The sequence below is a fragment of the Oerskovia sp. 140933 genome (assembly GCF_059651515.1).
On the sequence record NZ_JAMXIO010000023.1, the window covers coordinates 1 to 26130 of the forward strand.

General features: G+C 72.4%; 26 protein-coding genes and 1 pseudogene. 6 read left to right on the forward strand and 21 right to left on the reverse strand.

Going from position 1 to position 26130, the window contains the following annotated elements:
- Positions 1–56: 56 nt before the first annotated feature.
- Complete coding sequence (locus tag NHG27_RS12655; protein WP_497016530.1) at positions 57–797, reverse strand: DUF4352 domain-containing protein; 741 nt, start codon at positions 795–797, stop codon at positions 57–59.
- Between the two features lie 790 nt (positions 798–1587).
- Between NHG27_RS12655 and NHG27_RS12660 the strand changes: the two are divergent.
- Positions 1588–2070, forward strand: a pseudogene (locus NHG27_RS12660) (histidine kinase); the annotation flags it as partial.
- Between the two features lie 485 nt (positions 2071–2555).
- Here NHG27_RS12660 and NHG27_RS12665 read toward each other — a convergent pair.
- A complete protein-coding gene (locus NHG27_RS12665; RefSeq protein ID WP_193719352.1) occupies positions 2556–3509 on the reverse strand; it encodes a DUF2332 domain-containing protein in 954 nt (317 codons plus the stop codon).
- 112 nt (positions 3510–3621) lie between these two features.
- Between NHG27_RS12665 and NHG27_RS12670 the strand changes: the two genes are divergently transcribed.
- Positions 3622–4266: a response regulator transcription factor gene (locus NHG27_RS12670; protein ID WP_321575330.1), complete on the forward strand. Its 645-nt coding sequence runs from the start codon at positions 3622–3624 to the stop codon at positions 4264–4266.
- Between the two features lie 9 nt (positions 4267–4275).
- Here the strand turns inward: NHG27_RS12670 and NHG27_RS12675 are convergent, their stop codons facing one another.
- The 15 genes from NHG27_RS12675 to NHG27_RS12745 all read right to left on the reverse strand — a co-directional run bounded on the left by NHG27_RS12675 (position 4276) and on the right by NHG27_RS12745 (position 19337).
- Complete coding sequence (locus NHG27_RS12675) at positions 4276–5088, reverse strand: siderophore-interacting protein (RefSeq protein WP_497016531.1); 813 nt, start codon at positions 5086–5088, stop codon at positions 4276–4278.
- A gap of 127 nt (positions 5089–5215) precedes the next feature.
- Positions 5216–5923, reverse strand: coding sequence for a deoxyribose-phosphate aldolase (gene deoC, locus NHG27_RS12680; protein WP_193719355.1), 708 nt, complete (start codon positions 5921–5923; stop codon positions 5216–5218).
- Positions 5920–7035 (reverse strand): adenosine deaminase, encoded by a 1116-nt coding sequence (locus NHG27_RS12685; RefSeq protein WP_193719356.1) that lies wholly within the window; start codon positions 7033–7035, stop codon positions 5920–5922. The genes deoC and NHG27_RS12685 overlap by 4 nt, the downstream gene beginning before the upstream one ends.
- A 122-nt stretch (positions 7036–7157) precedes the next feature.
- Positions 7158–7418 (reverse strand): hypothetical protein, encoded by a 261-nt coding sequence (locus NHG27_RS12690; protein WP_193719357.1) that lies wholly within the window; start codon positions 7416–7418, stop codon positions 7158–7160.
- A 29-nt stretch (positions 7419–7447) separates the two neighbouring features.
- The gene (locus NHG27_RS12695; RefSeq protein WP_497016532.1) at positions 7448–8524 is read right to left on the reverse strand and encodes a hypothetical protein; all 1077 of its coding nucleotides are present in this window, start codon (positions 8522–8524) and stop codon (positions 7448–7450) included.
- Between the two features lie 43 nt (positions 8525–8567).
- Positions 8568–8882 (reverse strand): DUF202 domain-containing protein, encoded by a 315-nt coding sequence (locus NHG27_RS12700; protein ID WP_497016533.1) that lies wholly within the window; start codon positions 8880–8882, stop codon positions 8568–8570.
- On the reverse strand, positions 8879–9316 hold the full coding sequence (locus NHG27_RS12705) for a YidH family protein (RefSeq protein ID WP_193719360.1): 438 nt from the start codon (positions 9314–9316) through the stop codon (positions 8879–8881). Before NHG27_RS12705 ends, NHG27_RS12700 begins: the two co-directional genes overlap by 4 nt.
- A 2-nt stretch (positions 9317–9318) precedes the next feature.
- The gene (locus tag NHG27_RS12710; RefSeq protein WP_497016534.1) at positions 9319–10662 is read right to left on the reverse strand and encodes a thymidine phosphorylase; all 1344 of its coding nucleotides are present in this window, start codon (positions 10660–10662) and stop codon (positions 9319–9321) included.
- Positions 10659–11102, reverse strand: coding sequence for a cytidine deaminase (locus NHG27_RS12715; protein ID WP_193719362.1), 444 nt, complete (start codon positions 11100–11102; stop codon positions 10659–10661). The genes NHG27_RS12710 and NHG27_RS12715 overlap by 4 nt, the downstream gene beginning before the upstream one ends.
- A 4-nt stretch (positions 11103–11106) precedes the next feature.
- Positions 11107–12375, reverse strand: coding sequence for an ABC transporter permease (locus NHG27_RS12720; RefSeq protein WP_321575331.1), 1269 nt, complete (start codon positions 12373–12375; stop codon positions 11107–11109).
- Between the two features lie 5 nt (positions 12376–12380).
- Positions 12381–13646: an ABC transporter permease gene (locus NHG27_RS12725; protein WP_193719364.1), complete on the reverse strand. Its 1266-nt coding sequence runs from the start codon at positions 13644–13646 to the stop codon at positions 12381–12383.
- Positions 13643–15196: an ABC transporter ATP-binding protein gene (locus NHG27_RS12730; RefSeq protein ID WP_193719365.1), complete on the reverse strand. Its 1554-nt coding sequence runs from the start codon at positions 15194–15196 to the stop codon at positions 13643–13645. Before NHG27_RS12730 ends, NHG27_RS12725 begins: the two co-directional genes overlap by 4 nt.
- 111 nt (positions 15197–15307) lie before the next feature.
- Positions 15308–16399, reverse strand: coding sequence for a BMP family lipoprotein (locus NHG27_RS12735; RefSeq protein WP_407671991.1), 1092 nt, complete (start codon positions 16397–16399; stop codon positions 15308–15310).
- A 313-nt stretch (positions 16400–16712) separates the two neighbouring features.
- Complete coding sequence (locus NHG27_RS12740) at positions 16713–17918, reverse strand: amidohydrolase (RefSeq protein WP_193721560.1); 1206 nt, start codon at positions 17916–17918, stop codon at positions 16713–16715.
- Positions 17919–18161: 243 nt separating this feature from the next.
- Positions 18162–19337 (reverse strand): mannose-1-phosphate guanylyltransferase, encoded by a 1176-nt coding sequence (locus NHG27_RS12745; protein ID WP_497016535.1) that lies wholly within the window; start codon positions 19335–19337, stop codon positions 18162–18164.
- A gap of 336 nt (positions 19338–19673) precedes the next feature.
- On the opposite strand from NHG27_RS12745, the gene sdhC reads away from it, so the two are divergent.
- The 4 genes from sdhC to NHG27_RS12765 all read left to right on the forward strand — a co-directional run bounded on the left by sdhC (position 19674) and on the right by NHG27_RS12765 (position 23208).
- Positions 19674–20057: a succinate dehydrogenase, cytochrome b556 subunit gene (sdhC, locus tag NHG27_RS12750; protein WP_193721549.1), complete on the forward strand. Its 384-nt coding sequence runs from the start codon at positions 19674–19676 to the stop codon at positions 20055–20057.
- Positions 20057–20527: a succinate dehydrogenase, hydrophobic membrane anchor protein gene (gene sdhD, locus NHG27_RS12755; protein WP_193721550.1), complete on the forward strand. Its 471-nt coding sequence runs from the start codon at positions 20057–20059 to the stop codon at positions 20525–20527. The genes sdhC and sdhD overlap by 1 nt, the downstream gene beginning before the upstream one ends.
- 75 nt (positions 20528–20602) lie before the next feature.
- Positions 20603–22435: a succinate dehydrogenase flavoprotein subunit gene (gene sdhA / locus NHG27_RS12760; protein WP_497016536.1), complete on the forward strand. Its 1833-nt coding sequence runs from the start codon at positions 20603–20605 to the stop codon at positions 22433–22435.
- On the forward strand, positions 22435–23208 hold the full coding sequence (locus NHG27_RS12765) for a succinate dehydrogenase iron-sulfur subunit (RefSeq protein WP_193721552.1): 774 nt from the start codon (positions 22435–22437) through the stop codon (positions 23206–23208). Before sdhA ends, NHG27_RS12765 begins: the two co-directional genes overlap by 1 nt.
- Before the next feature lie 67 nt (positions 23209–23275).
- On the opposite strand, the gene NHG27_RS12770 is transcribed toward NHG27_RS12765, so the two are convergent.
- From NHG27_RS12770 to trpS, 4 genes are all read right to left on the reverse strand, one after another.
- A complete protein-coding gene (locus tag NHG27_RS12770; RefSeq protein WP_497016561.1) occupies positions 23276–23728 on the reverse strand; it encodes a YhjD/YihY/BrkB family envelope integrity protein in 453 nt (150 codons plus the stop codon).
- On the reverse strand, positions 23611–24294 hold the full coding sequence (locus tag NHG27_RS12775) for a YhjD/YihY/BrkB family envelope integrity protein (RefSeq protein WP_497016562.1): 684 nt from the start codon (positions 24292–24294) through the stop codon (positions 23611–23613). Before NHG27_RS12775 ends, NHG27_RS12770 begins: the two co-directional genes overlap by 118 nt.
- Positions 24295–24494: 200 nt before the next feature.
- On the reverse strand, positions 24495–25046 hold the full coding sequence (locus NHG27_RS12780; RefSeq protein ID WP_193721554.1) for a 2'-5' RNA ligase family protein: 552 nt from the start codon (positions 25044–25046) through the stop codon (positions 24495–24497).
- Positions 25046–26083 (reverse strand): tryptophan--tRNA ligase, encoded by a 1038-nt coding sequence (gene trpS / locus NHG27_RS12785; RefSeq protein WP_193721555.1) that lies wholly within the window; start codon positions 26081–26083, stop codon positions 25046–25048. The genes NHG27_RS12780 and trpS overlap by 1 nt, the downstream gene beginning before the upstream one ends.
- Positions 26084–26130: the final 47 nt, after the last annotated feature.

Consider the following 26130-nt stretch of genomic DNA (forward strand, 5'->3'; position numbering starts at 1 on the left):
GGGAGCGGGGCGACGGCCTGCGTCGTCCGTGCTGGCGCGCCCTGCCTCGGGGCCCGTCAGCCGAGCGCGACCTGCGTCCCGCCCGACAGGAAGGAGTCGTGGAGCTCGATGCTCGCGGGCACCGCGTCGGCGGGGACGTCGAAGACCACGACGCCCTGGATCGAGTTGCCGGGGTTGATGTCGTTGAGGAAGCTGTTGGCGTCCCCCAGGTAGATCCCGGCGGTGGAGTCGGCCGAGTGCTCCCGTCCCTGGGCGTCGAACAGCTTCTGGGAGCTCGAGTCGAACATCTGGGCGGCGTCGCCGATGTTCGTCACCGTGACGTGGACCAGGACGAACTGTCCCTGGGCGTCGACCCCCAGGAGGTCGTCACCCACCCGGCCGACGCCCGGCTCGACGGCCGTGACCGTGAACTCGAACTTGCCGTCGCGCACGGCCGTGCCGATACCGGGCGCCGCGGGCGCTGCCGGCTCCGGGGCGGCGGGGGCCTCCTCACCGGTGCCCGGCTCCGCCCCCGGCTCCGCAGCGTCCGTCGTCCCGGCCGCCCCCGTGCCGCCCGCCGGGTCGTCGCCACCGAGGTTGGAGGCGACCGAGACGACGATCACCAGCGCGAGGATCGCCAGGAAGACCGTGAAGACCTTGTGCCGCGCGAAGAAGGACCTGCGCGGCGCCGCGACGGGTCCTGCCGGGTACGGGTGCTGCGGGTACGGCTGCTGCGCCGGCTGCTGGACGGGGTACGGCTGCTGCTGGACGGGCGGCTGCTGCTGGACGGGCGGCTGCTGCGCCGGGTCGTTGCTCATGGGAGGGCCTCTCGTGGTTCCGGATCGGTACGTCACCACCTCACCGCGCCGGGCCCTGCCCGGGCGTCGGCGGTCCGGGTACGGTCGGCGCACCGAAAGTCGTACGCGGACGACGGCCCGCCGCACCGGTCGGTGGACTCCCTCCGTCGGTGGCTTTCCCTACGCTGGGGCCGTGACCACCCCGTACCCGCCCTCGGGCGCCCCCTGGCCCCGCGCGACGCCGCACCGCAGCGGTCCCGTGCCGCCGGGACGGCCGGGCGCCGCCCCGGTCCCGCCGGGCGGCCGGGTCCCCCCAGGTGCTGCCCCGCACCCAGCGGGGTGGCCGCAGGGACAGGGACGGACCGCCGCGCCCCGGGGGCGTCCCGCGGTGCCGCCCCCGGCCCTCTCGCCCGGGACGGTCCCCGACCGGCCGACCGGCGGCCGGCGCTGGTGGTCCCGTGCGGCGACGGTCTGGATCGTCGCGGCCTCGTTCTTCGCCTCGTCCGCGTGCGTCACGTACGCGGGGTCGGCGGGAGGGATGGTCGACGGCGCCGCGCCCAGCGGCGGCACGGTGGTGTGGGTCATGCTCGGCTGGCTGTACGCCGTCGGGGTCGCGACCCTGCTCGTGTTCCGGCGCCGCTATCCCGTCGCGGTCTGCGTGGTGGCGTGCGCCGGGGCCCTGGTCTTCCCGCTCGACGCGATCGGGGCGCTCGTCGCGCTCTCCTGGGTGATCTCCTCCCGGCCGGTGCGGACGGGATGGCTCCTGGGCGCGGTGACGGCCCTCGCGACGGCGGTCGCCCTCGGTCGGGACATGGTCCGCGAGCCCGAGCACCAGATCTTCTCCTTCACCCCGACCGGGGCGCAGGCAGCGGTCGGGGCAGCCCCGTGGGTCTACGTCCTCCTGCTCGTCGGCGGGCTCGCGCTCTCGGTGAGCGTGGGCTGGGCCCGGCGCGCGCACTACCAGGTCGGCCGCTTCCGCGGCGAGGCGCAGCACCACGAGGTCGTGGCCGAGCACCTGCGCGACGAGGTCGCCCGCCAGGACCAGGTCACCGAGAGGCTGAGGGACGAGGTGAGCCGCCAGCAGGAGGAGGTCGCCCGGCAGCAGGAGCGCCACCTGATCGCACGCGAGGTGCACGACACGCTCGCACACTCCCTCTCGCTCGTGTCGTTGCACTCGGGGGTGCTCGAGGTCTCGGTCCCCGAGGAGGACGGACAGCTCCGCGACGCGGCCAAGGTGGTCCGTGAGAACGCCCATCGCTCGCTCGAGGACCTCCGGGACCTGATCGAGATCCTGCGCGACCCGGACGGGCTGGCCCAGCGTCAGGCTCAGCGCGCCGGCGGCACGCTGTCGGACCTGCCGGCGCTGCTCGCCACGACCCGGGCCGCGGGGACGCGCCTGGTCGCGACCGTGGTGTTCGACGAGGCCTCGTCGATCAGCCCGCAGGTCGCGCGTGCGACCTACCGGATCCTGCAGGAGTCGCTGACGAACGTGCACAAGCACGCGCCCGGGAGCGAGGTCCTCATCGACCTCGGCGGGGACCCGGCGAGCGGGGTGAGCCTGCGCGTCGCCAACCCGCTCCCGGACGCACCGGGCCCGCGAGCGCCCGGCAGCCGGGCGGGGATCACGGGCATCGCCGAACGAGCCAAGCTGCTCGGGGGCCGGTCGGCGGTCGGGCCGCGTGACGGCAGCTTCGTCGTCGAGGTGTGGCTGCCGTGGGTCAGCGACGTCGTCGACCCCCCCCCCCCCCCCCCCCCCCCCCCGGCCCGGGTGAGGCCCGCTCACAGGCGCTCGATGCTCCGTCCGTGCGGGTCGGCCCGCGCGACCGGGACGTCGTCCACGGTGAGCACGGTCCTGCCGTCGTGGGCCAGGCCCGCGGAGGACCCCAGCACCCGGGAGTCCTCGTGCGAGATCCAGGTCCCGTCGAGCCCGCGCATGCGCTCGACGAACCGCTCCCGGCCCGCCGGCTCGACGTACATCAGCACCTGGCTGTGGAAGACCACCAGGTGCGCGTCGGTGGGTGCTGACCCCAGGAGCTCGTCGAGGTCGTCGAGGAGGTCTCCGCGGACGAGGTGCGGTCGATCCGTGGCCACGAGTGCGCACGCCGCCTCGAGGCGCTCGCGGCGGTCGTGGTGCTCGGGCCACACGAGAGCCCGCAGCCAGGCGACGTCGTCGGGATCGCCGACGTCGAGAGGGTTGAGGTCGATGCCCGCTCGCCACGCCACGTCGGGCAGCCGCGTCGGTGCCGCGATCCCCGCGTCGATCGCGCACCCGATCACCACGGACGAGGGACCCGTGACCGGATCGAGCGCGACGACGCCGTCGGGCGTGCGGTAGCGGTAGGAGTACCGGTCCGGGTAGAGGCACAGGCCGGCGGAGGCGCCGACCTCGACGAGCGCGAGCGGTCCGTCGAGCCGGGCCAGCTCGGGCACGAGCAGCGCGCAGCGGGCGGCCTCGTTGGTCTGGGTGGAGCGGGCGAGCACGATGTCCGCGACCTCGGGCCAGTGCCGGACGAGCCAGGGGCGGAACCGGTGGTACTCGTCGAGCGGGGCGCCCGCGGTCCGGGCCGCCGCGAAGACCAGGTTGGGCTGCCGCTTGCGAGCGGGCAGGGCCCCGATGAGGGCGAGCACCTGGTCGTCGGCCGCGATCGCGCGCGCCCATCCCTCGTACGACGGGGAGGAACCCCGCGTCTCGACGTCGGCCCACCGGACGTAGCTCTCTGCCAGCTCCCCCATGCGCCCGGAGCGTAGCCGACGGGCCGTGCACGTGCCCGGGCTGCCCGCACCCGGCGACCGGATCGGCGGCCGCGGAAGAGGGGTTGTGGGCGGCTGCCCCTACGATCGACGCGTGATCCGAGTACTCCTGGTCGACGACGACGCGCTCGTCCGTACGGGCCTGCGACTCATCCTGTCGAGCAACCCCGGCATCGAGGTCGTCGCGGAGGCGACCGACGGGGACGAGGCCGTCCCGGCGTTCCTCGCGCACCGCCCGGACGTCGTCCTGATGGACCTGCGCATGGCGCGCGTCCAGGGCATCGAGGCGACGCGTGCGCTGCGCGCCCTCCCCGACCCTCCGGTCGTGCTGGTCCTGACGAGCTTCGAGAGCGACACCGACGTCCTGGGCGCCCTGGAGTCCGGGGCGGGGGGCTTCCTGCTCAAGGACGCCTCGCCCACCGAGCTCATCGGGGGTGTCCTGGCGGTGGCGGACGGCGAGTCGGTGCTGGCCCCGCGCGTGGTCCGCTACGTGGTCTCCCGGGTCGCTCAGGGTCAGGTGACCAGCGAGCAGCAGCGCGCCCGGGCGCTCCTCGGCCTGCTCACGGAGCGCGAGCGGGAGATCGCCCAGGGCGTCGCGGAGGGGCTGAGCAACGCGCAGATCGGCGAGCGGCTCTACTGCGCGGAGGCCACCGTCAAGACGCACCTGAGCCGCACCATGACCAAGCTGGACCTGCCCAACCGGGTCGCGGTCGCGATCGCGGTCGAGCGTGCCCGCTGAGGGCCCCCGTCAGGTCCGCAGGACGGGCTGCTCGTCGAGCGCGACGGCGGCCTTCCAGTCGGCCTTCTCGGAGCGCCAGCCCTCCTCGGTGCGCCCGCGCCGCCAGTAGCCGGACGCGGACAGCGCGGTCACGGGGACCTGACGCCCGAGGCGGACGTGGCGGCGCAGCGTGCGCACGAACCCGGCGTCGCCGTGCAGGAACACCAGGGGCGTGCCGGGAAGGAACGTGAGCGCCTCGACGGTCTCGACGAGCACGTCGCCCGGCGCCCGGTCCGGGTGGGCGTCCCGGTGGACCCAGCGCAGGTCGAGCGCGCCGGGCGAGGTCAGGGGCTGCTCCTCCGCAGCAGAGGCGACCTCCACCACCGCGAGGACGGGGACACCGTCGGGCACGGCCTCGAGGGCTGCCGCGATGGCGGGCAGGGCGCTCTCGTCGCCCACGAGCAGGTGCCAGTCGGCGGTGCCCGACGGCGCGTAGTCACCACCGGGTCCGAGGAAGGACATCGGGTCCCCGGGCCGGGCGGCGGCGGCCCAGGGGCCGGCGAGACCTTCGTCGCCGTGCGCCACGAAGTCGATGGCCAGCTCGCGCGCGACGGGGTCCCAGGAGCGGATCGTGTAGGTGCGCATCGGGACGCGGCCCTCGGGGCCTGCGGCCTCCGGGAAGAGCAGCTTGACGTAGCGGTCGGTGTACGGGCCCGCGTCGAAGCCGTCGAGCCCTTCACCGCCGAGCACCACACGGATCATGTGCGGCGTCAGGCGCTCGGTGCGCACGACGACGGCACGGGTCGCGACGCGCTCGGGCTTGCGGGGGGTGGGGTCGGTCATGCGGTCCTCCAGGCGGTGCTCCGCCCGCGATGGCGAAGTGAGGCTAGCCTAACCCGGATACGCCGAGGGGTGGCCGCCCGTCCGGGCTCGGCCACCCCTCGGTCGTCCCGCGGTCGCGGGGGTCGGGTCAGTAGCCCGACGCACCGCCCTCGGCGGGCTCGATCCCGTCGAAGCCCGCGAGGACCGCGGCCGTGCCGGACAGGCCCAGGCGCGTGGCGCCGTGCTCGATCATGGCGAGCGCGTCGGCGAGCGTGCGCACCCCGCCCGAGGCCTTGACCCCGAGGCGTCCGCCCACGGTCTCGGCCATGATCGAGACCGCGTGCGTCGTCGCGCCGCCGGCCGGGTGGAAGCCCGTGGACGTCTTGACGAAGTCGGCGCCCGCGGCCTCCGAGGCGCGGCACGCCTCGACGATCTCGTGGTCCGTGAGGGCGGCGGACTCGATGATGACCTTGAGGACCTTCGGGGCCGGGACGGCAGCCCGGACGGCCGCGATGTCGGACTGGACGTACTCCCAGTCCCCCGCCTTGGCGGCGCCCAGGTCGATGACCATGTCGACCTCGTCGGCGCCGTCGGCGACCGAGCGCGCGGCCTCCGCGGCCTTGACCTCGCTGTGGTGGGTACCCGACGGGAAGCCGCACACGGTCGCGATCTTCAGGCCCTTGCCGTCGAGCGGCAGGACCGAGGGCGAGACGCACACCGAGTAGACGCCGAGCGCGACGCCCTCGTCGACGAGCGCCTCGACGTCCGCACGGGTCGCCTCGGGCTTGAGCAGGGTGTGGTCGACGAACTGCGCGAGGGCCGCGCGGTCGAGGGGGGACGTGCCGGGGGTGCTCACAGCTGTGCTCCTTGGATCTCCTGGTAACCGGGAAGGATGACGTCGTCGACGAGCGCGCGGCGCTCGTCGTGGTGGATGAAGGCGCTCCACGCGGCCGTGGCCGTGACGTCGTAGAGGTCCTCGAGCGTCCAGCCGGCCTGCTCGACGAGCAGCGTCATCTCGTGGGTCATGGACGTGCGCGACATGAGGCGGTTGTCCGTGTTGAGCGTGACCGCGAAGTCGAGCTCCTTGAGGCGCGTGATGGGGTGCGCCGCGATCGAGGTCGCCGCCGCGCCCGTCTGCAGGTTGGAGACGGGGCACAGCTCGAGCGGGATCTGGTGGTCGCGGACCCAGTGCGCGAGCTGCCCCAGCGCTGCGGTGCCGTGGCTCTCGTCGAACGAGATGTCCTCGACGAGACGCACGCCGTGCCCGATGCGCGACGCCTGGCCCAGGTGGACGGCCTCGGCGATCGACGTGACGCCCGAGGCCTCGCCCGCGTGGATCGTCACGGGGAAGTTCTCGTCCGCGAGGTACTGCCAGACGTCGGGGAAGCGCGAGGGCGGGAAGCCGTCCTCGGCGCCCGCGATGTCGAACCCGACGACACCGTTGCCGCGGTTCGCCACGGCGAGCTCGGCGATCTCCTGCCAGCGGTCGGCGTGCCGCATCGCGGTCACGAGCTGGCCCACACGGATGGTGCGTCCCTGTGCGGCCGCGAGGGCGACGCCCTCCTCCAGCCCGGCCTGGACGGCGTCCACGGTGTCCTGCAGGCTCAGGCCGCCGCGCAGGTGCTGCTCCGGGGCCCAGCGCTGCTCGGCGTACACGACGCCGTCCGCGGCGAGGTCGAGGACCGACTCGCGCGCGACGCGCGCGAGGGCCTCGGGCGTCTGCATCACGGCGATCGTGTGGTCGAACGTCTCGAGGTAGCGCACGAGCGAGCCCGAGTCGGCCGACTCGACGAACCAGGTGCCCAGCGCGTCCGGCTCGGTCGCGGGCAGGTCGTGCCCGACCGCGGCGGCCAGCTCGATGATCGTCGCGGGGCGCAGCCCGCCGTCGAGGTGGTCGTGCAGGACGACCTTGGGGAGCGCGGCGATCGCCGCGACTGTCTCGCTCACGGAGGAGGGTGTGGAGGTCATGGGCTCACGCTACCGGGCGCGGACCGGGCGCACGCGACGGCGACCCGGTCCCGAGGTCACGGCTGCGTCACGCCCGCACGCGCGCACTCCCGGCGGTCCGCACCCGGGCCGCCGGTCGCGGGTCACTCCCCCTCGGCCGCGCCGTCCCCGTCGCCCCCCTCGTCGAGCGGCACCACGGCCGCCTGCTCGACGACGTCGGCCTCGTCCGCCTCGCCGTCCAGGTCCGGGCGCGGGGTCCGCGGGCTGTAGTCCTCGGGGTCGTCCGTGCCCGAGGGCGTGGCCGGGGGCGTCAGCTCCTCCTCGACCAGGTTCTTCGGGTCGTCGTCGTCGGGCGTGACCAGGCCCGCGTCTCGCCAGGACTCCGTGCCGGGGACGGTGCTCATGGGGGTGCTCCTCTCGTCTCACCCCATCGTCACCCGACGCGGCGCGACCCGCCAGCCCGTCCGGCGGGCAGGACCGCCCAGGTGACGTGCGGCCAGCCGCCGAGCGCACGGCGCACGGCCTTGCTCGGCTCGCGGTCGGCACGAGCTCCTTCGAGGAGGTCCGCGACGCGCAGCCGGTGCAGGGCCCCGGAGGACGGCTCGTAGACCGTGCACCAGCGCCCTCCGAACGGTTCCGCGGGGCCGCCCCGAGGCCCGGCGGCCGCCGGGCTCACCCCGGCGAGGAGCACGACGTGCCGGGGCACGGCGGTCGACCAGCCCGTCCCGACGTCGCCGCCCGTGTACAGCGGCACGGGCACTCCCGCCGCGGCCGAGCGCAGCGCGCTCGCGAGCACGGGGTCCTTGTCGCCCGCCCCCGGCACGACCCGGTGCGTGTAGCGCACGTCCGCGTAGCGCGCGTCGCGCGCGGCCGTCCACGGGGGCGTGCCGAGGCTCCCGGGCCAGGGCAGGGGGCCGAGCGCGGCGTGCGTCGTGCGCGCCTTGAGGAGGCGCTGGAGCGCGGCGAACCGGCCCGACGACGTCTCGAGCTCCCGGGCCGTCGCGCCCGCCACGCCCTCGGTCACCACGTGCGCGCAGGACCCCTGGGAGACGTCGGTACCCGCGACGAGCCACAGCGCGACCACGGGGTCGCCCGCGGCGGCGAGGACCGCGAGCACCGCCGAGCCGCACGTCGTCCCGTCGACCTGGACCGCGCGGGCCCTGCCCAGCACGAGCGGCTCGCCGAAGCGCGCGTCCGGCCCGGCCCCCGGTGCGCCGGCCGGGTCGCGGGGCGCCGCACGGTCGGCCGCCGGTCGGGGGGCCTCGGCCCGGTGCAACGGGTCGAGCACGTGCGCCCGCTCCCACGGGCGCAGCGTCCCGAGCGCGTCGACGAGCCGGTCCGCGACCGGCCCGGGGTGTCCCGCGTGGCGGGCGAGCCGACGGACCGTGGGCGCCGCGTCGTCGGGCCCGGGGACCACGTACCGGCCCGACGGCGGCACGAGCGGCAGCGGACCACGCCCCACCCCCACGGCGCGCAGGACCCGGGACACCTGGAGGTCAGCGACGATCATCCGGACAGCCTGCCATCCCGGGACGCCCGACGACGACCCGCCCTCACACCAGGCTCACGACCGCGCTCGCCGCACCCAGCAGCCCCAGGACGCCCACGAGCGAGGCGACCCGCACCAGGAAGTCCCACGACCGCAGCAGCCCGTCGCGCGGAAGACCGCCCGACGGCGGGCGCAGCACCGCGGGGACGAGGGTCGCGACCGCGAGCAGGCCCGCGAGCACCGACAGGACGGGCTGGCCCACGCGCAGGTTGACCGCGGCGAGCAGGAGCGACCCGAGCACGACCCCCAGGACCGTGCGCTGCCACGCGAGCGCGGTCCGCTCGGGCTGCAGGCCGGGGTCGCGCGCCGGGGACGTCACGCCCGCCAGACCTCCGTGACGGCGTAGCCCGCGACGAGCAGCGCCAGCACCAGGACGCCCGCCACCAGGACGGGCAGACCCGTCGGGGCGGGCAGCGGCTCCCCGCGGCGCATGGCCCGTTCGTTGCGCCGCCACGACAGCAGGGCGTACGCCGCGAAGCCCGCCCCCGCCAGGCACGCGACCGCGGCGATCACGTCGACGAAGCCCGACATCTCCGCGAGCGACGCGAACGACGTCAGCGCGACACCGCCCGCGACCAGCCCCAGGCCCGTCCGGACCCACGCGAGCGCGGTGCGCTCGTTGGCCAGGCTGAACCGGACGTCCGGCTCCTCGCCCACCCCGTACACCGAGCGCGGCCTGCGGTCGTCGGGCGCACGGGCCCCCGGACCACGCGACACCGCGTCGTCCGGGGGCTCGTGCGCCGCCGAGGTCATGCTCAGGCCAGGCGGTCGAGGATCAGCGGCGGGGTCTCGACGACCGTGCCGGGGTCCGCGACGCCCCACGCCCCGTCGAGGGCCTCGACCGCACGGTCGAACCGCTCGGGCGTGTCGGTGTGGAGCGTGAGCAGGTGCTGGCCCTTGGTCACGACGTCGCCCGGCTTGGCGTGGATCTCGATCCCCGCCCCCGCCTGCACCGGGTCCTCCTTGCGGGCACGACCGGCGCCCAGGCGCCAGGCCGCGACCCCCACCCCGAACGCGTCGAGGTGCGAGAGCACGCCGTCGCGGTCGGCGACCACGTGCTCCTTCTCGCGCGCCACGGGCAGCGGGGCGCGGGCGTCGCCACCCTGCTCCGCGATCATCTCGCGCCACTTGTCCATGGCCCGGCCGTCCGACAGCGCCCGCCGCACCTCGTCCTCGGGGACGGGCTTCCCGGCCGCGGCGAGCATCTCGACCGCGAGAGCCACCGTCAGGTCGACGACGTCGCGCGGCCCACCGCCCGAGAGCACCTCGAGCGTCTCGCGGACCTCGAGCGCGTTGCCCGCCGTCAGGCCGAGCGGCGTCGACATGTCGGTCAGCAGCGCGACCGTGCGCACGCCCGCGTCGGTGCCGAGGTCCACCATGGTGCGCGCGAGCTCGCGCGCCTGCTCCAGGTCCTTCATGAAGGCCCCCGAGCCGACCTTGACGTCCAGGACCAGCGCGCCCGTGCCCTCCGCGATCTTCTTGCTCATGATCGACGACGCGATGAGCGGGATCGCCTCGACCGTGGCCGTGACGTCGCGCAGGGCGTAGAGCTTGCGGTCGGCCGGGGCCAGCCCGGAGCCGGCCTGGCAGATGACGGCGCCCACGTGCTCGAGCTGGTTCATCATCTGCTCGTTGGTCAGCGCCGCGCGCCAGCCCGGGATGGACTCGAGCTTGTCGAGCGTGCCCCCCGTGTGACCGAGGCCGCGCCCCGAGAGCTGCGGCACCGCGACCCCGAAGACCGCGACGAGCGGCGCGAGCGGCAGGGTGATCTTGTCGCCCACGCCCCCCGTCGAGTGCTTGTCCGCGGTGGGCCGGGACAGCGCCGAGAAGTTCATGCGCTCGCCCGAGGCGATCATGGCCGCGGTCCAGCGGCCGATCTCGGTGCGGTCCATGCCGTTGAGCAGGATCGCCATGTTGAGCGCGGCCATCTGCTCCTCGGCCACGACGCCACGCGTGTAGGCGTCGACGACCCAGTCGATCTGCTCGGCCGACAGACGCCCCTTGTCCCGCTTGGTCCGGATGACGTCGACCGCGTCGAACGACTCGGTCCTGTCGGGCACCGCGCCGGAGGCGCCTGCCGGGATGCTCTTCGTGCTCATGCTCGCTCCACCAGGTCGTCGGGCCCGAACGCGTCGGGCAGTACTTCGGTCATGGGCTTGACGCCACGGGTCGTCTCGACGAGCAGCGCGGGACCGCCGTGCTCCCACAGGAGCTGGCGGCACCGCCCGCACGGCATGAGCGTGTTGCCGTGACCGTCGACGCACGCGAACGCCACCAGGCGACCGCCCCCGCTCCCGATCAGGTCGCTCACCAGGGAGCACTCGGCGCACAGCGTCACGCCGTAGGCCGCGTTCTCGATGTTGGCACCGGTGACCAGACGCCCGTCGTCGACGAGAGCGGCCGCACCGACCTTGAAGGACGAGTACGGCGCGTACGCCTTCTCCATCGCGGCCCGGGCGGCGACCCGCAGGGCCTCCCAGTCGACGCCGTCGGGCGTGCCCCCGACCGGGCCTGTCGTCGTGCCGGAGCCCTCGCTCATGCCGTCACCCCTTCACGTACGGCTCGCCGGCGGCGGCCGGGCCGCGCACGCGGCCCACGAGACCCGCGACGGCGAAGATCGTGACGATGTACGGCAGCATCAGCATGAACTGGTTGGGGATCGGCGTCTCGAGGACGCCGAGCACCTGCTGGAGCTTGTCCGCGAACCCGAAGAGCAGCGCGGCGCCGAGCGCGCCCCACGGGCTCCACCGGCCCAGGATCATCGCGGCGAGCGCGATGTACCCCTTGCCCGCCGTCATCTCCTGACCGAACGCCCCGACCGACCCGATGGTGAAGAACGCTCCACCGAGGCCCGCGACCATCGACCCGAGCAGCACGTTGCGCCACCGGGTGCGGTTGACGTCGATACCGACGGTGTCCGCGGCCTGCGGGTACTCGCCGACCGAGCGCACCCGCAGGCCCCACTTGGTACGGAAGAGCGCGATGCTGATGACGATGACCGCGACGTACAGCAGGTAGACGATGATCGACTGGCGGAACAGCACCGGTCCGATGATCGGGATCTCCGACAGCAGCGGGATCGGGAGCGTCGGCAGGCGCGGCGGCGTGTTGAGCGTGGCCGTGTCGTTCTTGAGGACCGAGCTGAACAGGAAGCTCGTCAGGCCCACCGCGAACACGTTGAGCACCACACCGACGATGATCTGGTTCACGTGGTACTTGACCGTGAACAGCGCGAGCATCGCACCGATGAGCAGGCCCGCGAGCGGGGCCGCGACGAGCCCGACGTAGGCGTTGCCCACGATCGAGGCGAGCACCGCGGCACCGAACGCCCCGGTCAGGAGCTGGCCCTCGATCGCGATGTTCACGACGCCGGCCCGCTCGTTGAGCAGGCCGCCCAGGGCGCCGAACGCGAGCGGGACCGCGAGCAGGAGCGACCCCTGGAGGAGGCTCACGATCGACGTGCTCTTGTCCGCGACGGCCCACACGAGGAACGTCAGGACCCACAGCACGCCGAACACTGCGAGCACCCAGCGACCGACCGGCTGGTCGGCGCGGACGCGCACGTACGAGTAGCCCGCGAGCAGCAGGCACAGGACCGACAGCACGATCGCGGTCGCCCGCGTCGGGACGGCCACCGGGTCGAACTGGAGCAGGTCGGCCCCGGTCGAGATGCCGAACGTCGTGACCGACCCGGCCGGGCCCAGGAGCCCGAACAGGACGAACGACAGGAGCCCGAAGACCCCCAGCGTGATGGGGAGCTTCCAGCTGCGCTTGGCCGTGACGGCGGCGACCTGGGTTGCGGGTGCAGCCATGGCGGTCATGCGCTGGCTCCCTTCATGACGACGGGGTTCGGGGCAGGCAGGCGGAAGATCGCCCGCACGAGCGGCGGCGCCGCGATGAAGAGCACCACGAGCGACTGGATGACCAGGACGATGTTGATCGACGTACCGGTCGAGGCCTCCATCGCGCGTCCGCCCACGTTGAGCCCGGCGTACAGCAGGCCCGCGAAGAAGATGCCCACCGGCTTGGAGCGACCGAGGAGGGCGACGGTGATGGCGTCGAACCCGATCGAGCCGGCGATGCCGGCCGTGAGCGCCTTCTCCGTCCCGAGGATCTGCACCGCGCCCGCGAGACCCGCGAGCGCGCCCGAGACGACCATGACGAGGACGAACGACGACGCGATGCCCATGCCGGCGGTCCGGGCGGCCTGCGGGTTCGACCCCACCGCACGGAACCGGAAGCCCCACGTCGAGCGCGTCATGAGCCACCAGACGAACACGGCGGCGAGGATCGCGACGATGAACCCCGCGTTGAGGCGGAACTGGTCGCCGAGCAGCAGCGGGAGCTGGGCGGTGTCCTTGACGCCGGGGCTCTTCGGCTGGTTCGAGCCCGGCCGCGTGAACGCGCTCGTCGTGAGGAACCAGGCCACGAGGTAGAGCGCGACGTAGTTGAGCATGATCGTCACGATGACCTCGTGCGCCCCGGTGCGCGCCTTGAGGAAGCCTGCGATGCCGGCCCAGAACCCGCCGGCGAGGATGCCGCCGAGCAGGGCGAGCAGCAGGTGGAGCACGACCGGGAGGTCCCAGGCGAAGCCGACGTAGCCGCCGATCGCGGCCCCCATGATGACCTGCCCCTGGGCGCCGATGTTGAACATGCCGGCACGGAACCCGACCGCCACGCCGAGCGCGGCGATGATGAGCGGGGTCGAGACCGTCATGGTCTCCGTGAGGGAACGGATGCCGCGGGCGAAGGTCGGTGCCTCGTAGTTGTAGACGGCACCGCGGAACATCGCCGCGTAGGCCTCGCTCACGGCGCTCCACGCCGCGGCGAAGAAGTCCATGGGCCGGGCGAAGAAGTAGGAGGCCGCAGCGGTCACGTCAGGGTCGGTGACGATGATCAGGAGCCCGCCGATGACGAGCGCCAGGACGAAGGCCAGGACCGTGACGCCGAACGGCCCGGTCGTGATCTCCCGGAAGGTGGCGCTCCAGCGGGCAGACTCCCCCGACCCCTGGGGCGTGGCCACGGCGGCCTGCTCCTGCGCGGGCTCTCCCGTCGGCGGCGGGGCGGGCTGCTGGTCGGTCACTGGGTTGCTCCCGTCGTGTCGGTCTGTTCGTCCACCTGTGCGATGGCCTCGTCGTGGGGCACGCCGGCCATCATGAGCCCGAGCACCTCGCGCGACGTCGTCGGCGGCACCACGCCGACGATCCGCCCCCGGTACATCACGGCGATGCGGTCGGCGAGCTCGACGACCTCGTCGAGCTCGGTCGACACGATGATGACGGGTGTCCCGTTGTCACGCTCCTGCACGATGCGTCGGTGCAGGAACTCGATCGAGCCCACGTCGACGCCGCGCGTCGGCTGGCTCGCGATGAAGAGCTTGAGCGGCCGGGAGAGCTCACGCGCCAGGACGACCTTCTGCTGGTTGCCGCCCGAGAGCCGGCCGACCTCCTGCCCGGGCCCCTGGGTGCGGATGTCGAACTCGGTGATGCGCTGCTGCGCGTTGCGCCGGATCTCCCTCAGGTCGAGGCCGATCCCCTTGGCGTAGGGCGCCTTGTCGTAGAGGTCGAGCACGAGGTTCTCGGCGACCGAGAAGTCGAGCACGAGGCCGTCGACCTTGCGGTCCTCCGGGACGAACCCGATGCCGGCGCCGAGGGTCGCCGCAGGTGCGAGCCCCCGCAGCTCCTTCCCGTGCAGGGAGATCGACCCCTCCGCGGAGGGCAGCAGGCCGAGGATGGCCTCGGTGAGCTCGGTCTGCCCGTTCCCCTGCACGCCCGCGACGGCGAGGATCTCGCCCTGTGCGACCGCGAAGGAGACGTGGTCGACCACGGCCTGGCCGTTCGGGTCGAGGACCGTGAGGTCGGAGACCACGAAGGTCTCCTCACCAGGCTGCGCGGGCGCCTTGTCGAGGCCGAGCGAGACCGCTCGTCCGACCATGAGCGAGGCGAGCTCGCTCTCGGAGGCGGTCGGCTCGGCCGTGCCCACGACGGCGCCGCGGCGGATGACCGTGATGACGTCGGCGACGGCCTTGACCTCGCGCAGCTTGTGCGTGATGAACACGATCGAGGTGCCCGAGCCGCGGAGCTGGCGCATGATCTCGATGAGCTCGTCGGTCTCCTGCGGCGTCAGGACCGCGGTCGGCTCGTCGAGGATGAGGACCTTCGCCTCGCGCGCGAGCGCCTTGACGATCTCGACGCGCTGCTGCACGCCGACGGGCAGGTCCTCGACGATCGCGTCGGGGTCGAGACCGAACCCGAAGCGGTCGGACAGCTCGCGCACGCGCTTGCGGGCGGCGTCCAGGTCGAGGAAGCCGCCGGCCTTGGTGTCCTCGTGCCCGAGCATGACGTTCTCGGCGACGGTGAACACGGGCACGAGCATGAAGTGCTGGTGCACCATGCCGATCCCGGCGGCCAGGGCGTCGCCCGGGCCGCGGAAGGAACGCTCGACGTCGTCGAGCAGGATCTCGCCCGAGTCGGCCTGGTAGAGGCCGAACAGCACGTTCATCAACGTGCTCTTGCCCGCGCCGTTCTCCCCGAGCAGGGCGTGGATCTGCCCCGGTTCGATGACGAGGTCGATGTGGTCGTTCGCGACGAGCGGGCCGAACGACTTGGTGATTCCGCGGAGCTCCAGCTTCACGTACGGTCTCCTTCGATGCGCGGGCAGCCTTGCCTGCGACGTTAGCCCAAGACTGGTCGAGCCGGCCCGGCGGAGGCCCGGGCCGGCTCGACCACGAGTTACTGCGTCAGATCACGGCGAGCTCGGCGACTCCACGACGATCGTGCCGTCGATGATGTCCTGGCGGAGCTGGTCGATCTCGTCCTTGAGCTCCTGGGGGACCTTGGACTCGAAGTCGTGGTACGGCGCGATGTTCACGCCGCCGTTCTCGAGCGTGCCCACGTAGGGCTCGTTGGAGAACTCGTCCTCGGAGGCCGCGGTGATGACGTCCTCGACGCCCGCGCCGATCTCCTTGAGGACCGACGTGAGGATCAGGTCGCCGCTGTCGGGGTTGGTCTCGAAGCCGTCGGCGTCGACCCAGATGACGGAGACGTCGGTCGCGTCCTTGGCGGCGGCGAGGGTGCCCACGCCGACCGGCCCGGCGACGGGCATGATGATGTCCGCGCCCTGGTCGATGAAGGTCTGCGTCAGCTGCTGGCCCTGGGACTGGTCCTCGAAGCCACCGGCGAACGAGCCGTCCTGGGTCTCCTTGTTCCAGCCGAGCGTCTTGACGTCCGTGCCGTGCGTCTCGTTGTAGTTCGCGACGCCGTCGACGAACCCGTCCATGAAGATCGTCACGGACGGGATCTCGAGGCCGCCGTACGTGGCGACCGTGCCCGTCTTGGACATGCCCGCGGCGAGGTAGCCGGCGAGGAACGAGGCCTGGGCCGTGTCGAAGCTGATCGGCTTGACGTTGTCGAGCTCGATCGGGTTGCCGTCAGCGTCCTGCGCCGTCGAGTCGACGATCGCGAACTCGACGTCGGGGTTGGCCTGGGCGGCGTCGCCCGTGGCCGTCGCGAGGAGGAAGCCGACCGTGATGATGGCGTTGCAGCCCTCGGAGATCAGGTTGTCGATGTTCGGCGCGAAGTTCGACTCGGCCTTCGACTCGGCCACGGCGGTCTGGATGCCGAGGTTCTCCTTGGCAGCCATGAGGCCGTTGTAGCCGGACTCGTTGAAGGACTTGTCGTCGAAGCCGCCCGCGTCGGAGACCATGCACGCCTTGAAGCTCGAGTCGGAGCCCCCGGCCGTGCCCGACTCGCCGCCCTCGTCGGGTGCGCTTCCACATGCGGCCAGCGCCAGTGCGGCGACGGCCGCGAGCGCCGTCATCTGCATTGCTCTCTTCACCATGAGCTCCTGTCGATCTTGTCGATGGCCCCCGGGAGAAAACCGGGACCTGCCCGTGCGGCGTTGCACGGGAAGGTCACGGGGTCCGTCGGCCTGTATTGATCGAACACTAGCCACGTCGGAGAACCTCGAACGTTACTTGCGGGTAACGCGGACGCTTCGTTATGGAAGCGTCATCTTGTGTCTCAGCCGTGACCGTCCGCCGTCCAGCGGTCGGACACTTGGTTGCACAAGGCAACATCTCGAGGGGTCGAGCCCCTGGCCAGGGCAGGGGGCCGGGACACCGGGAACACCCCTGGTGCACCCCTTCGGATCAGCCCAGCGCGACCCGGGCGAGCAGCCGCACACCCGCCCCGATCGCGGACTCGTCCACCCGCAGGTCGCCCTGGTGGATGTCGTAGGAGCGACCGCCCGGCGTCCGCGTCCCCAGCCGCGCCATCGCACCCGGCACCTTGGTCAGGTACCACGCGAAGTCCTCGCCGCCCAGGGACTGCTCGGTCAGCAGGACCGACGCGGGGCCCAGCACGTCGCGGGCCGCGGCCTCGAGCGCGCCCGTGGCCGCCTCGTCGTTCTCGACCGGGGGCACCCCGCGCGTGTGGTTGACCGTGACCTCGACCTCGTAGGGGGCCACGACCTGCTCGACCGCGTCGTGCAGCACCTGGCCCGCGAACTCCCAGGCCCGCACGTCCAGGCACCGCAGCGTCCCCCGGACCGTCCCGGTGCTGGGGATCGCGTTGTGCGCCGAGCCAGCGTGCACGGCCCCCCACGTGAGGTTCACGCCCGAGCGCGGGTCGAGCCGGCGACCGAGCACCGCAGGGACCTGTGTGATGACCTGCCCCAGCGCGTAGACCACGTCACCGGTCAGGTGCGGCCGCGACGTGTGCCCGCCGGGCGACGTGACGGTCACCGAGACCTCGTCGGAGGCCGACGTGATGGGGCCGATGCGGGTGCCGATCTGCCCCGCGTCGACCTTGGGGTCGCAGTGGACCGCGTAGATCTCGTCGACCCCGTCGAGGCCCCCGGCCGCGATCACGTCGAGCGAACCGCCCGGCTGCACCTCCTCGGCGGGCTGGAAGACCAGACGCACAGGCCGTGGCAGCAGACCCCGTCCGTCGAGAGCGGCCAGGACGAGCCCGGCCCCCAGCACGACCGCCGTGTGGACGTCGTGGCCGCACGCGTGGGCCACCCCCGGGGTGACCGAGGACCACGGGAGCTCGCACCGGTCCTGGACCGGGAGCGCGTCGATGTCGGCCCGCAGCGCGACCCGTCCACGCGGTCCGCCGTCCGCGGCCTCGTCCACCTCGCCGATGTCGCACACCAGCCCGGTGCCCGGCAGCAGGCGCGGCGCGAGCCCGGCCGCCCGCAGGCGGTCCGCGACGAGCGCCGTGGTGCGCGTCTCGGTGCGCGAGACCTCGGGGTGCGCATGGATGTCCCGGCGGATCGCGACGAGCTCGGTCTCGAGGCCCGCGGCGAGCTCGACCACCCTGTCACCGAGCGCCGTGCGGCCTGCGGCGTGCACCGTCGCGGACGGCCTGCCTCCCGTGCCGGCGGCGGTCGACGGGACAGGGGTGCTCTCGGTGCTCTCCTCAGGCGTGCTCACCAGCCGAGACTATCCCCGGTGCCCCTGGCCCGGCCGCCCGGGCCACGCACCGGGACGCGGGCGACGCGCCAGGGGCGAGCGACGTCGTCGGGCACGTGGCACCCCGTCCACGCCCGACGACGCCGCTCCCCGCGCGCGGCCACGGCGCCCTGGCGCGGCGCGTCAGAGCAGCTCGTCGAGTCCCCGCTCGCGCACCAGGTCGACCATCGACTTGACCTGCTGCGCGCGGGCGCGGGTCGTGACCAGCAGCGCGTCGGGCGTGTCGACGACCACGACGTCGTCGAGCCCGAGGATCGTCACGACCCGCTCGCTCGCCGGGACCACCACGGAGCCCGCGCTCTCGCGTCGCACCACCCGGTCCGCGTCGCCGAGCACCTTGGAGCCCGACTCGTCGGCCGAGGGGAGCAGCGCGGCCAGGGAGTTGAAGTCCCCGATGTCGTCCCACCCGAAGTTCCCCGGCACCACGGCGACCCCGCCCACGGCCGCGACGGGCTCGGCCACCGCGTGGTCGATCGCGATCTTCTCCAGGCCCGGCCACACCTCGGCGAGGACACGGTCGCGGTCCGGGGTGTCCCACGCCGCGGCCACCGTGCGCAGCCCGTCGTGCAGCTCGGGGCGCTGGTCCGCGAGGTGCCCCAGCAGGACCGACGTGCGCATGATGAACATGCCCGCGTTCCAGCGGTACTCCCCCGACCGGACGTAGCGCTGCGCCGTCACGGCGTCCGGCTTCTCCGTGAACCCCTGCGCGTGCAGCGCCGTGGGCGCGCCCGCGAGGTCGAGCGACGTCCCGCTCCGGACGTAGCCGAACGCCGTCGACGGGCGCGAGGCGGCGATCCCGACCGTGACGACGTAGCCCGCGCGGGCCGCCTCGACGCCCTCCCGGACCGCCTGCTCGAACGCCGCCCGACCCGTGATGACCTGGTCCGCCGCGAACGATCCGATCACCACGTCGCCGTGGCGCTGCTCGAGCACCGCGGCCGCGAGCCCGATCGCCGCCATCGAGTCGCGCGGCGAGGGCTCGGCGAGCAGGGCGTCGTCCCGCAGGCCCGGGAGCTGCGTGCGCGCCGAGGCGACGTGCTGGCGACCGGTCACCAGCACGATGCCGTCCTGACCCGCGAGAGGTGCCAGGCGGTCGACCGTGGCCTGCAGGAGCGACCGGCCGGACCCCGTCAGGTCGAGCAGGAACTTCGGGTTGCCACGGCGCGACAGCGGCCAGAGCCGCGTGCCGGAACCCCCGGCGGGGATCACGGCGTAGAAGCCGGGGATCGCCGGGGTCACCGGGGCGGCCCCGTCCGGCGACGAGTCAGGGCTGGGCGCGGGAACGGGGAGGGTCGACATCCTCGAAGCATAGTGACCGACGCGTGACCGACGCGTGACCCCGCGCCCGAGGACCCTCCGCGGACGGGCGTCGCCAAGTCATCGGGAGCCGTGTGGAATGGGTCACAATACGGCCCGGCCGGGCCCCTGGGAACGCCCCGCGGTCCGCACCACGATGCCGGGATCACTATGGTGGATCCCCAGAGACGGATATCGACGGACTCCGGCGAGCCCTGGATCTGCCGCTCCACCCGACTCTCCCGAGCCTCGACGTGGAGCGGTCGTGAAGGGCCACCGGCGGACGACGTCGTCCAGCTCGATATCTCACCCCTGAACTCGCCACAGGAGGCCCCTAAAGTGCCCAGTGCACCCGCTGGCACGCTGTACCGCGGCCGTGAAGGCATGTGGTCGTGGGTCGCGCATCGCGTGACCGGCGTGCTCATCTTCTTCTTCCTCCTCGTGCACGTGCTGGACACAGCGCTGGTACGAGTCTCACCCGAGGCGTACGACGCCGTGATCGGCACCTACAAGACGGTCGTCATGGGACTCGGTGAGGCCGGCCTCGTGGCCGCCATCGTCTTCCACGCCTTCAACGGTGTCCGCATCATCCTCGTCGACTTCTGGGCCAAGGGCCCCAAGTACCAGCGCACCATGCTGTGGGTCGTCGTCGGCCTGTTCGCCGTGACGATGGCGGGCTTCCTGCCCCGCCACCTCATGAACGTCTTCGGAGGTGGGCACTGATGAGCACCACGAGCACCAGCTCTCCCCTCGCGGCCCCCCGCGACCCGTACAAGCGCCAGAAGACCACGCGCTCGAACTACGAGCTGTACAGCTGGGTCTTCATGCGCGCCTCGGGCGTCGTGCTGATCGTCCTGATCTTCGGGCACCTGTTCGTCAACCTCATGGTCGGCGAGGGCGTCCACGCGATCGACTTCGGCTTCGTCGCCGGCAAGTGGGCCTCCCCGTTCTGGCAGGTCTGGGACCTGCTCATGCTGTGGCTCGCGATGATCCACGGGACCAACGGCGTGCGCACCATCATCAACGACTACGCGCAGCGCGACGGCACGCGCCTCGTGCTCAAGGGCGCGCTGTACCTGGCGTTCGTGGTCGTCACGGTGCTCGGCACCCTCGTGGTCTTCACGTTCGACCCGTGCCCCCCGAACGCCCTGGACTACCAGCTCCCGTCCTTCTGCTTCACCGGACGGCCCTGACGGTCGGCGGTCCCCCAGCCGTCGCCTGATCGTCCCGTCCCCCCTTCCCACTCGTCACAGGAGGCATCGACACCGATGCAAACCCATCAGTACGACGTCGTCATCGTCGGAGCAGGCGGCGCCGGCATGCGCGCGGCACTGGAGTCGTCCGGCAAGGTCCGGACGGCGGTCATCTCGAAGCTCTACCCCACCCGGTCCCACACCGGCGCGGCGCAGGGCGGCATGTGCGCCGCCCTCGCGAACGTCGAGGAGGACAACTGGGAGTGGCACACGTTCGACACGGTCAAGGGCGGCGACTACCTCGTCGACCAGGACGCCGCGGAGATCATGGCCAAGGAGGCCATCGACGCGGTGCTCGACCTCGAGCGCATGGGCCTGCCGTTCAACCGCACGCCCGAGGGCAAGATCGACCAGCGCCGCTTCGGTGGGCACACGCGCAACCACGGCGAGGCCGCGGTGCGCCGCTCGTGCTACGCCGCGGACCGCACGGGTCACATGATCCTCCAGACGCTCTACCAGAACTGCGTCAAGCAGAACGTCGAGTTCTTCAACGAGTTCTACGTCCTGGACCTCATCACGGACCACGACCTCGCGGCCGAGGACGTCCCCGACGGCGAGACGGTCAATGCGACCGGCGTCGTCGCCTACGACCTCGCGACGGGCGAGATCCACGTCTTCCAGGCCAAGGCGATCATCTTCGCCACGGGCGGGGCGGGCAAGATCTTCAAGACGACCTCCAACGCGCACACCCTCACGGGTGACGGCATGGCCCTCGCCTACCGCCGTGGTCTGCCGCTCGAGGACATGGAGTTCTTCCAGTTCCACCCGACGGGCCTCGCGGGCCTCGGCATCCTCCTGTCGGAGGCCGCACGCGGCGAGGGTGGCATCCTGCGCAACGGCGAGGGCGAGCGCTTCATGGAGCGCTACGCCCCGACCATCAAGGACCTCGCCCCGCGTGACATCGTCGCGCGCTCCATGGCGAACGAGGTCCGCGAGGGCCGCGGCGCCGGGCCGAACAAGGACTACGTCCTGCTCGACCTCACGCACCTCGAGCCCGCGCACATCGACGCCAAGCTCCCGGACATCACCGAGTTCGCGCGCACCTACCTGGGCATCGAGCCCTACACCGAGCCCGTGCCCGTGTACCCCACGGCGCACTACGCCATGGGCGGCATCCCGACCAACGTCGAGGGCGAGGTGCTCCGCGACGGGCACAACGTCGTCCGCGGCCTGTACGCGGCCGGCGAGGTCGCGTGCGTCTCGGTCCACGGCTCCAACCGTCTGGGCACCAACTCGCTCCTCGACATCAACGTGTTCGGCAAGCGCGCCGGCCGCGAGGCCGCGAGGTACGCCGCGACCGCCGAGTACCGCGAGCTCCCCGAGGACCCCGCCGCGGCCGTGATCGCGCAGCTCGACGAGATGCGCAACCGCCCCGACGGCGAGCGCGTGGCCGACGTCCGCAAGGCGCTCCAGGAGACCATGGACGCCAACGCCCAGGTGTTCCGCACGGGCGAGTCGCTCGACCAGGCGCTCTCCGACATCCGCACCCTCCAGGACCGCTACCGCAAGGTCTCCGTCCAGGACAAGGGACGCCTGTTCAACACCGACCTCCTCGAGGCGATCGAGCTGGGCTTCCTGCTGGACATCGCCGAGGTCACGGTCATCGCCGCGATCAACCGCAAGGAGTCCCGCGGCGGTCACTACCGCGAGGACTACCCGGAGCGCGACGACGCCAACTACATGCTCCACACGATGGCCTACCGTCGCCCCACGTCCGCCGGCGACACCGCCGACGGCCACGTCGACGGCTACTTCGACCACGTCGAGGAGTTCGATTCCTACAAGATCGTGCTGGGTTCCAAGCCCGTCACCCAGACCCGGTACGAGCCCATGGAGCGGAAGTACTGATGACTGCCACACTCGAAGCCCCCGTCGGTTCTGAGAAGACCGAGGTCGGTGCCGTGCCCTCGTTCGAGGTCACGATCAAGCTCCGGCGCTACAACCCCGAGTCCGAGCACGGCGAGGACGCGTACTGGGAGGAGTACACGGTCCTGGCCCACGGCACGGACCGCGTGCTGGACGCCCTGCACAAGATCAAGTGGGAGCACGACGGCTCGCTGACGTTCCGGCGCTCGTGCGCGCACGGGATCTGCGGCTCGGACGCGATGCGGATCAACGGCCGCAACCGCCTGGCGTGCAAGACGCTGCTCAAGGACGTCAACCCGAACAAGCCGATCACCGTCGAGCCCATCAAGGGCCTGCCGGTCATCAAGGACCTGGTCGTCGACATGGAGCCGTTCTTCGCCTCCTACCGCGAGATCATGCCGTTCCTCATCACCTCCGGGAACGAGCCGAGCAAGGAGCGCCTGCAGTCGGCCGAGCAGCGCGAGCGCTTCGACGACACCACCAAGTGCATCCTGTGCGCCGCGTGCACGTCGTCCTGCCCCGTGTTCTGGACCGACGGCCAGTACTTCGGCCCGGCCGCGATCGTCAACGCGCACCGCTTCATCTTCGACTCGCGTGACGAGGGCGCCGCCCAGCGCCTGGAGATCCTCAACGACAAGGAGGGCGTGTGGCGCTGCCGCACGACCTTCAACTGCACCGAGGCCTGCCCTCGTGGCATCGAGGTCACCAAGGCGATCCAGGAGGTCAAGCGCGCGATGATCACCCGCGCGTTCTGACCCACCCCGCACTGCCCGACGGCGGTCCCCGGCTCCGGCCGGTGGGCCGCCGTCGGCGTCGGACGGCTCAGATCTTGACGGACACCCTGGGCTCCCGGCCCCGCCGGACGCCCCGGACCACCGGGCTCCAGGGGTAGCCGTACCCTGCCCCTCGGCGGACGCGCTCCTCGAGCCGCTCGTCCTGCTCCGCCTCGGCCCGCTCCCGCAGCTCGTCCGCGGTCGGCTGCGCAGGCGGGTCCGCGATCCAGGCCGCGACCATCAGCAGGATGCGCGTGACGAAGTTCGCGAGCAGCAGGATCGTCACGAACGTCGCGAACGAGCCCAGCAGGGCGTTGCGCGACGAGCTCCCGACGATGATGCTCGTCCCGAGGTAGCGCAGCACCCCGAAGGCAGCGGCCGCGGTCATGGCGCCGATGTACAGGTCCTTGCGCGGCGGCCGTACACCCGCGACGAAACGGATGATGAGCAGCACCACGACCGCGTCGAAGAAGAGCGCGACGAAGATGCCCACCACGGGCACCAGCACCGACGCCAGGGCGCCGTGACCGAAGAGCGCGGGCCGAGCGTCTGGACCACGACCGTCGCGGCCGCGGAGATCACGACGCTGATCCCCAGCACGACGAACCCGCCCAGCTCGCGCAGCTTGGACAGCACAGGGTTCTGGCCGACGTCCGTGAGCGAGAACATGGCCCTGGTCGAGGTGCGCAGGGCGGCCATGAAGGAGATCGCGCTGAACAGCAGCACGAAGACCGCGATGATGCTCGACAGGTCGAAGCCCCGGTCGAGGATCAGCTGGTCGGGCGAGATGATGCCCGCGCCGTCCGGGGTCTGCTTGATCAGTCCCGGGATCGCCTTGTCGATCTGGGCGAAGACCTCGTCGCGCAGCTCCTCCCTGTTGCCCAGGAAGGCCATGAAGGCCGTGTAGAAGATCGTCAGCCCGGCGAACAGCGAGAAGAGCGCGGAGTAGGCCATCCCGCCGCACAGGAGCGCCCCTCGCTGGACCCCGTACTGCGCGAGAGCTCGCGCGGGACGCGTCGCGTTCCACCAGGCCAGCACGGCCTGCCCGCGGGACACGAGACGAGCCACGGCCCCGGGAGCCTCAGGGGCGCCACGGTCGGACGCCGGGCGGCCGGTGACCTGTCCGGGCGTCCTGGCGTCACGCACGGTGGGCCGCCGGTCGTCGGCCTCGGAACCGTCGCGATGCGGGCGCGGGCGCCTGCCTGGGCCTGCACGCTCGGTGGTGGTCGGCTGGGTCATCGCCCGAGCCTAGAAGAGGAGGGTGTCGTTCACCCGTCCGACAGCCCGGTGAGGTCGAACCGACGTGCCGGACGCCACACACCGTCGTCGCCGTGCTCGTACAGGTGGATCCCGGTCACGTCGAACGAGGCCTCGAACCCGGCCATCTCCTCGAACGCGAGGTCGAGCGCCTCGTCGTCGACCTCGTGGGCGACCGTGACGTGCGGGTGGTAGTTGAAGCGCAGCTCCTGGTCCAGGATGCCGGACCGCACCGCCCCCTCGAGCCCCTCGCACTCGGCGATGCCCTGCGCCACGATCACGAAGACCACGGGTGACACGGGCCGGAACGTCCCCGAGCCACGCAGGATGACCCGGAACGGGGCCGCGTGCGCCGCCACGCCCTCCAGGTGGGCGTAGACCTCGTCGAGGTCGTGCTCGTCCACCACGGTCGGCCCGAGCAGCGTGATGTGCGGAGGGATGTCTCCCGCGAACGGGTCGCCGAACGCGGCCCGCGCCTCCTGGAGCGCGGTGCCGTAGGGCTCGGGGATCTCGATCGCGATACCGATCCGCACCTGGTGCGGACCCCGCTCGGGGAGGTTCATCAGCGCGTCCGGCGAGCGGGCAGCAGACCGACCCGGTCGTAGATGCGGTCCAGGGTCACCTGCGCCAGGCCGCGCGCCCGCTCTGCACCGCGCGCGAGGACCGCGTCGAGCTCGGCCGGGTCGGACAGGTACTCGTCGGCCCGCGCCTGGAACGGGGTCAGGAAGTCGACCACGACCTCGGCCAGGTCCACCTTGAGGTGGCCGTAGCCCTTGCCCTCGTAGTCCGCGGCGATCTGCTCGACGGGCCGCGACGTGAGCGCGGAGAAGATCGTCAGCAGGTTCGAGATGCCCGGCTTGGCGACCGGGTCGTAGCGGATCTCGTTCTCGGAGTCCGTCGCGGCCGACCTGATGCGCTTGGCCGCGACCTTGGGGTCCTCGAGCAGCCAGATGACGCCCTTGCCGCCCGACGAGGACTTGCTCATCTTGGCCGTGGGCTCCTGCAGGTCGTAGATCTTCGCGACCGCCTTGACGATGTGCGGCTCAGGGACGACCGCGGTGTCGTCGCCGAACCGCGAGTTGAGCCGCTCGGCCAGGTTTCGTGCGAGCTCGAGGTGCTGGCGCTGGTCCTCACCGACCGGCACGAGGGCCGCGTCGTACAGAAGGATGTCCGCTGCCATGAGCACGGGGTAGGTGAAGAGGCCGACCGTCGTGCCTTCCGTGCCCTGCTTGGCGGACTTGTCCTTGAACTGCGTCATGCGCCCGGCCTCGCCGAACCCCGTCTGGCACGAGAGCACCCAGGCGAGCTCGGCGTGCTCCGGGACGTGCGACTGCACGAACAGCGTCGAGCCGTCCGGGTCGACGCCTCCGGCCAGGTACTGGGCCGCGGTGCGACGCGTCCGCTCCCGCAGCTTCTCCGGCTCGGGGTTGACCGTCAGGGCGTGCATGTCGACGACGCAGTAGATCGCGTCGTACGACTCCTGGAGGGCGACCCACTGACTCAGTGCCCCGATGTAATTGCCCAGCTGGAGCGAATCCTCCGTGGGCTGCATCCCCGAGAAGATGCGTGGACGCCGTACGCCGGGAACCTCGTTGACCATTGCCCCATTCTGACAGGTCGACGTGCACCGACCGAATCCGGGCCACC